This is a genomic window from Shewanella surugensis (genome assembly GCF_023284005.1).
Lineage (GTDB): Bacteria > Pseudomonadota > Gammaproteobacteria > Enterobacterales > Shewanellaceae > Shewanella > Shewanella surugensis.
Window position 1 is genome coordinate 1 of sequence record NZ_JAKIKS010000213.1, and the last position, 4,757, is coordinate 4,757.

The window sequence follows — 4,757 nt, forward strand, 5'->3', positions numbered from 1 at the left end:
AGTGATGGCTATATAGGTCATAAATAAAAAAAAGCCCCGACATGGATATCGGGGCTTGAGGTTTTTGCTTTAATGGATTTGAGTGAGATTCAGGAGTCCACTCATACTAAATTTTAGTCTATTTCTGTGAATATTCAAATTGGCCGATAAGGACCAGTGATAAAGACTGTTTATCACTGGTAGGTCATTTCGCTTAAAACCACCTAAAATCTATAACGTATTGATATATTCTATAACGGTCTCGTCGGATTCGTTATCATCAATTGCAAGCGATCGAAATTCAAGAATGGATACTTCTCTATACAAAACAAATTGTAGAAGGGAACCTACTTTTTTTACATCTTCATAGGCAACAGGCTGCCCATCCACAAATAAATGAATTTCAGCCTGAGTTTTGCTACCAACGTTATCATGAGCATAAATTTGAACTTCTGATAGAAAAGTATTTGGCGGATAATCAATTTTTAAATAATTATCTATACCGCATTTAGATCCTCCAATACAAAGACCTCCATACGGAGCCGTCGAATTCCAATTTTTACTGAAATAATTTCCTTCAGCTTTTTCAATTGTAGTGGCGCTGACAATAGCTGAAACTGAAAATAAAATAACAGCTGAAATAATTTTATAATCTTTCATATAATATAAATCTCCCTTTATTTTTCCATTAAGTGATTGCCTACAATAGAGTATGTAAACAACAAAATGTTAACACGCGGTTAAGATTTATAATTGCAATGTAGGGATTTAAAGTGTGATGAAGCTCAGAAATATACAGATTGACTGTGAGAACCAGTGATAATGATTTTTATCACTGGTAGGGTTGGTGGCGCATATCTCCGATTATTAGCCAACATTGCAATGTTTTGATTTTTTGAAATTCAGTCTAGCTGCTTGGTATAATATCGGATTACTTAAATTTCCTTATCGTTAAGTGTTGATGGTAAGTGCCCATTGATACCAAGGGATACAGAGGATCATGGTGACAAACCGTTCTTTTAGTCAGAGAACCCTCGCTTCGACAAACGCCCATATTGAGAACTTAAATTATCGCGTTATGGAGATCGAAATTAGAGTAAGCGAATTGTATAAATAAGCTACTTAAGCTCATAGACCATCTATTGTTTTTTCTCATAATCAATGACCTTACGAAGATTACAAAGCACTCACGATTGAGCTTTTGAGCTTGATTAAGGAGTCTAAAAATGGGGCGTAGTTCTAAGGTATCAAAAGAAGTTACAAGGGTTGTAGAAAAAAGGATCATTACGACGGGGAAACAAACCTAAGATTAACGGGTTTGGATGAAGATCCGTTATCTTTGATGGTTGAAAAAATAGAGAAAAAATTACCGAACAAAAATACATCTAAATCAAGAGTTTTAAGGGCTATCGGTTATCTACATGAGGATGATGAGGCTATAAATAAAATCTGTAATTCAATTCTATTTAATACTTAATTTGTATATACATTTATTGGTTGAATGATGTTTATTTGTTATGGGTGCAAACCCCCTATGGGGTTTGACAATTGTACTGGGCTTGCTCTGACTTTATGCCACGTGGAAAAAAGCTATTTTTTCACGTATCCGCGCTTAATTCGTCTGCTACATTCTGAGATATAAAAATACAGCAAATACGTAATGAAACAGGCTAGAATATAGTGATTTTACGTATTCGGGCGATTGTTTTTTGAGCAACCGAACAAAGCCGTGAGGAGCGATGAAATCTGACCAAGAGAAAGAACCGGCACAAAACCCATGGTTGTTTAATAATTGACCGACGTGGCAACGCTTGGCGTAGGGTTGATATATATCAAATCGCTAACAGAGTAACTAATTTCTTCATCTGCCATATAAGGGGTTTTATCTAGGAATACTTTTTTTGGGAATCCTAGGTTACTATCATATTCCGCATCAATTATATAGTAGTTATTATTTCCTCTCATTATTTCCTTGAATAACATGTCTATAGTTTTGATTTCTAAATACTCAAAGTCTATATATTCTTTAGTATCTAGGTCAAGTACCTCTTCAATTTTATTATCTGTCACTTTTACAGAATATGTACCGCAGCCCCTACAATTAGGATTATAAACAAACTTATAGTTAATAATTTGTTTATCATACCATTTAGAGTATGCCCCATAAACTTCATGATTAAAATCAGAGATAAAATCCTCCGAAGAAGCAGTATAAGATTGTAATAATAAACCCAAACCTAAAATACATAACTTTTTCATACAAAATACCTTTACAATAAATCACTATTAATTAAAAAACATCATAAAAACCAACAAATTCAGGGTAATACTTTACAGTAAAATTGATAGTTTATTTTCATACCAATAATTATATTTTTGATCCGTGTCACAAAAATATACCCTCTAGTGGCTTTGTTGCAGTGCTCGTATATTGACCATTCTCGCTGTGAATGTTTGCATATTACAGTCAACTCATTGCGGGTTTCATAAGACATGTCTAAATCCTTTATTTATTCCATAATGCTTGAGCATTAAGACATTAAGACCTTAAGACTGCATAGAGAGTGATTAAAGCCACAGATAGAAAAGTTAAAATATAAATCATCCTTTTGATACTGTTCTGGGTTGAAGGCTCTTTTTGTTTACAATCTTTAGCTCAGGTTTTTACCATTTTCAAAAATATGAACTTAATTATTGGATACAGTGATAACACCTGTTATCACTGGTAGAGATGATAAGTGATCTTATCACTGGTAGGGATGGATAATACTACCAATTATTTTGTTACTATTTTTGCAGCTTCCATAACTTTAAAAGGTGCATAAAGTTGAGGGTAATGACTGAGTTTTTCTATTTCATTTTGATCTAGTTTTTTTAGTGCAGCTTGAGATTCTTCTGGTCTGAAAGGTTTATTTAATTCGACCCAAGTTTCAATGGCCTCGAAATTTTGGGTTTCAATGGTGTACTTTACTAAAGTATCATTAAAGATTGTTGTTTCAGCTTTCACGCATCGATTAAAAGCTATGTCATCTAATTTCATTAAAACAAATCCTTTGTCTTTTTTACTTAGAGAAGCAAGCCAAGCATTTTTAATGGGTTTTAATTGTCTCTTCCTTTGATCCATGCAAAATTCATATCGATTATTTAGGTTGATATAGGCATCTCTTAATTCAGGAGCTGTTTTAGTCTTTTCAAAATCGAATCCGTCAGCTGCATAAATAAGAGGTGATATAAAAAAAATCAGTAGGAGATTAATAAAGCGCATTGGCAATACACCCCCAAAATTTAGCTTCTTCACCCATTGATGTATTTTGTTGTGTGACAGCTATTTTTAATAATGTAGCTTTTTTTATTTTATTTATGGAACCAAAAGAATCGGCGAGTAATTGCCAATCATACCCGTTAATGTTGTTTTTAGTTGCAAGATTTCCAGCCATGGAATAAGTGCTACGGCCTACAAATATTTGAAAAAGTGGTATCGCATGAGCAATTTTTTCTAGAACAGTTGCTAAATCTGCGATTCTATCCATTTCTTTTGCTGTATCGAGGGAGCGTTGTGAAAGCTTAAATGGTTTTACAGTACAAAAATTACCAGCCATGTTTAACATTATAAAATCCTTAATTATTAATGTTTTAATATCTTGATGTTACAATATTAATATCAATAAAAATATGGTTAATTTTCAATTCATCCCTATTTTCTCATGTTTACTGTGCAATTTTAATGCTGTTGGTGTTTAATGCTTTCTCAAATAAAAACAAGGATGCGTTTAAGATGAAAACCCTTCAAAATTTTCTAGTATCGATCTTAATTTTTACTTCATATGGAACGTTTGCAGGCAATGGCAGTGGTCTCGAAGTTGGATTGGTGCCTAAACCTCAGATAGTCACTGTTACATCCATAGTGAGCGTCTACGATGGTGACACATTTAGAGCCTATCTTTCCGATCGCAAAGAAGAAGAACGGATTCGAGTTCGGGGCGTTGATACCCCCGAAATTAGGGGGAAGTGTGAAGCAGAAAAAACAGACGCTATAAAGGCGCGTGACTTTGTTCGTGGCTATCTTAAGCAAGCCAAGACAATCAAACTTGAAGACTTATCAAGGGATAAGTATCAACGGTTATTAGCTACCGTGTTTGTAGACGGAGCCAACTTGAGTCAGGTGCTAATCAATAAAGGGTTAGGTCGTCGGTGGCAAGGTCGGCGCGAGAACTGGTGTAATTAAGTAGAATCATCCGGTATAAACTGTTTTTTAATTAGCAAGTTATTCAATCTACAGTAAAAGGCTTAATATGGAAAACGAAGAAGTTATATATGAGTTTAAAGGTCAGAAATATCACGCTGAATACGCTCTGTTTGATGATACTTTAATTACTTACCTGCCTGATGGTTCATCCCTAACAACTGAATTGAGGGGCTTAAAACCTAAGTTATCTGCATTAACGCATTTAAGGTCTTATGTGCGTAGTCTATAAAACATAGAATCAACACCTCTAGAGTGTTGAATCAACCAGTGATAATGAGCCTTACCACTGGTAAATATCCTTTGCTTTGGTAATTTTTGGTGGTGCGAATGGTAAGTTTTGATGGCTTATTTAGTGCAATTGGTAAGCCTTTGTGCTGCTAATGGTAAGGTTTTGCCATTGCTGTTACCAGTGATAAATCAGGTTTATCACTGGTAGGCTATTATCATTTAATCTTTAGTAAAAATGAATTTATCAGAAGATTGTTCGACATTTGGCACTGTCATTGTATTAACTTGATAAGTATATTCGCCT

General features: G+C 34.2%; 6 protein-coding genes. 2 read left to right on the plus strand and 4 right to left on the minus strand.

Going from position 1 to position 4,757, the window contains the following annotated elements; translation table 11 throughout:
- Nucleotides 1-210 precede the first annotated feature (210 nt).
- The 4 genes from L2764_RS25780 to L2764_RS25795 form a co-directional block, all read right to left on the minus strand.
- Nucleotides 211-639 carry a hypothetical protein gene (locus L2764_RS25780; RefSeq protein WP_248943215.1) on the minus strand — a complete coding sequence of 143 codons (429 nt, stop codon included), beginning with the start codon at nucleotides 637-639 and terminating at the stop codon, nucleotides 211-213.
- A gap of 1,125 nt (nucleotides 640-1,764) precedes the next feature.
- Nucleotides 1,765-2,238, minus strand: a complete 474-nt coding sequence (locus L2764_RS25785) for a DUF6174 domain-containing protein (protein ID WP_248943216.1) — start codon at nucleotides 2,236-2,238, stop codon at nucleotides 1,765-1,767.
- A gap of 517 nt (nucleotides 2,239-2,755) precedes the next feature.
- Nucleotides 2,756-3,244, minus strand: a complete 489-nt coding sequence (locus L2764_RS25790; protein WP_248943217.1) for a hypothetical protein — start codon at nucleotides 3,242-3,244, stop codon at nucleotides 2,756-2,758.
- On the minus strand, nucleotides 3,231-3,587 hold the full coding sequence (locus tag L2764_RS25795) for a hypothetical protein (RefSeq protein ID WP_248943218.1): 357 nt from the start codon (nucleotides 3,585-3,587) through the stop codon (nucleotides 3,231-3,233). Before L2764_RS25795 ends, L2764_RS25790 begins: the two co-directional genes overlap by 14 nt.
- A 167-nt stretch (nucleotides 3,588-3,754) precedes the next feature.
- On the opposite strand from L2764_RS25795, the gene L2764_RS25800 reads away from it, so the two are divergent.
- Both L2764_RS25800 and L2764_RS25805 read left to right on the plus strand, forming a co-directional pair.
- On the plus strand, nucleotides 3,755-4,204 hold the full coding sequence (locus L2764_RS25800; protein WP_248943219.1) for a thermonuclease family protein: 450 nt from the start codon (nucleotides 3,755-3,757) through the stop codon (nucleotides 4,202-4,204).
- Between the two features lie 67 nt (nucleotides 4,205-4,271).
- Nucleotides 4,272-4,454, plus strand: coding sequence for a hypothetical protein (locus tag L2764_RS25805; RefSeq protein ID WP_248943220.1), 183 nt, complete (start codon nucleotides 4,272-4,274; stop codon nucleotides 4,452-4,454).
- The last annotated feature ends 303 nt before the right edge of the window (nucleotides 4,455-4,757 follow it).

Bases quoted from the DNA above. Each gene is read 5' to 3' on its own strand.
- L2764_RS25780 (WP_248943215.1), bottom strand. From the start codon at position 639: ATGAAAGATTATAAAATTATTTCAGCTGTTATTTTATTTTCAGTTTCA.
- L2764_RS25785 (WP_248943216.1), bottom strand. From the start codon at position 2,238: ATGAAAAAGTTATGTATTTTAGGTTTGGGTTTATTATTACAATCTTAT.
- L2764_RS25790 (WP_248943217.1), bottom strand. From the start codon at position 3,244: ATGCGCTTTATTAATCTCCTACTGATTTTTTTTATATCACCTCTTATT.
- L2764_RS25795 (WP_248943218.1), bottom strand. From the start codon at position 3,587: ATGTTAAACATGGCTGGTAATTTTTGTACTGTAAAACCATTTAAGCTT.
- L2764_RS25800 (WP_248943219.1), top strand. From the start codon at position 3,755: ATGAAAACCCTTCAAAATTTTCTAGTATCGATCTTAATTTTTACTTCA.
- L2764_RS25805 (WP_248943220.1), top strand. From the start codon at position 4,272: ATGGAAAACGAAGAAGTTATATATGAGTTTAAAGGTCAGAAATATCAC.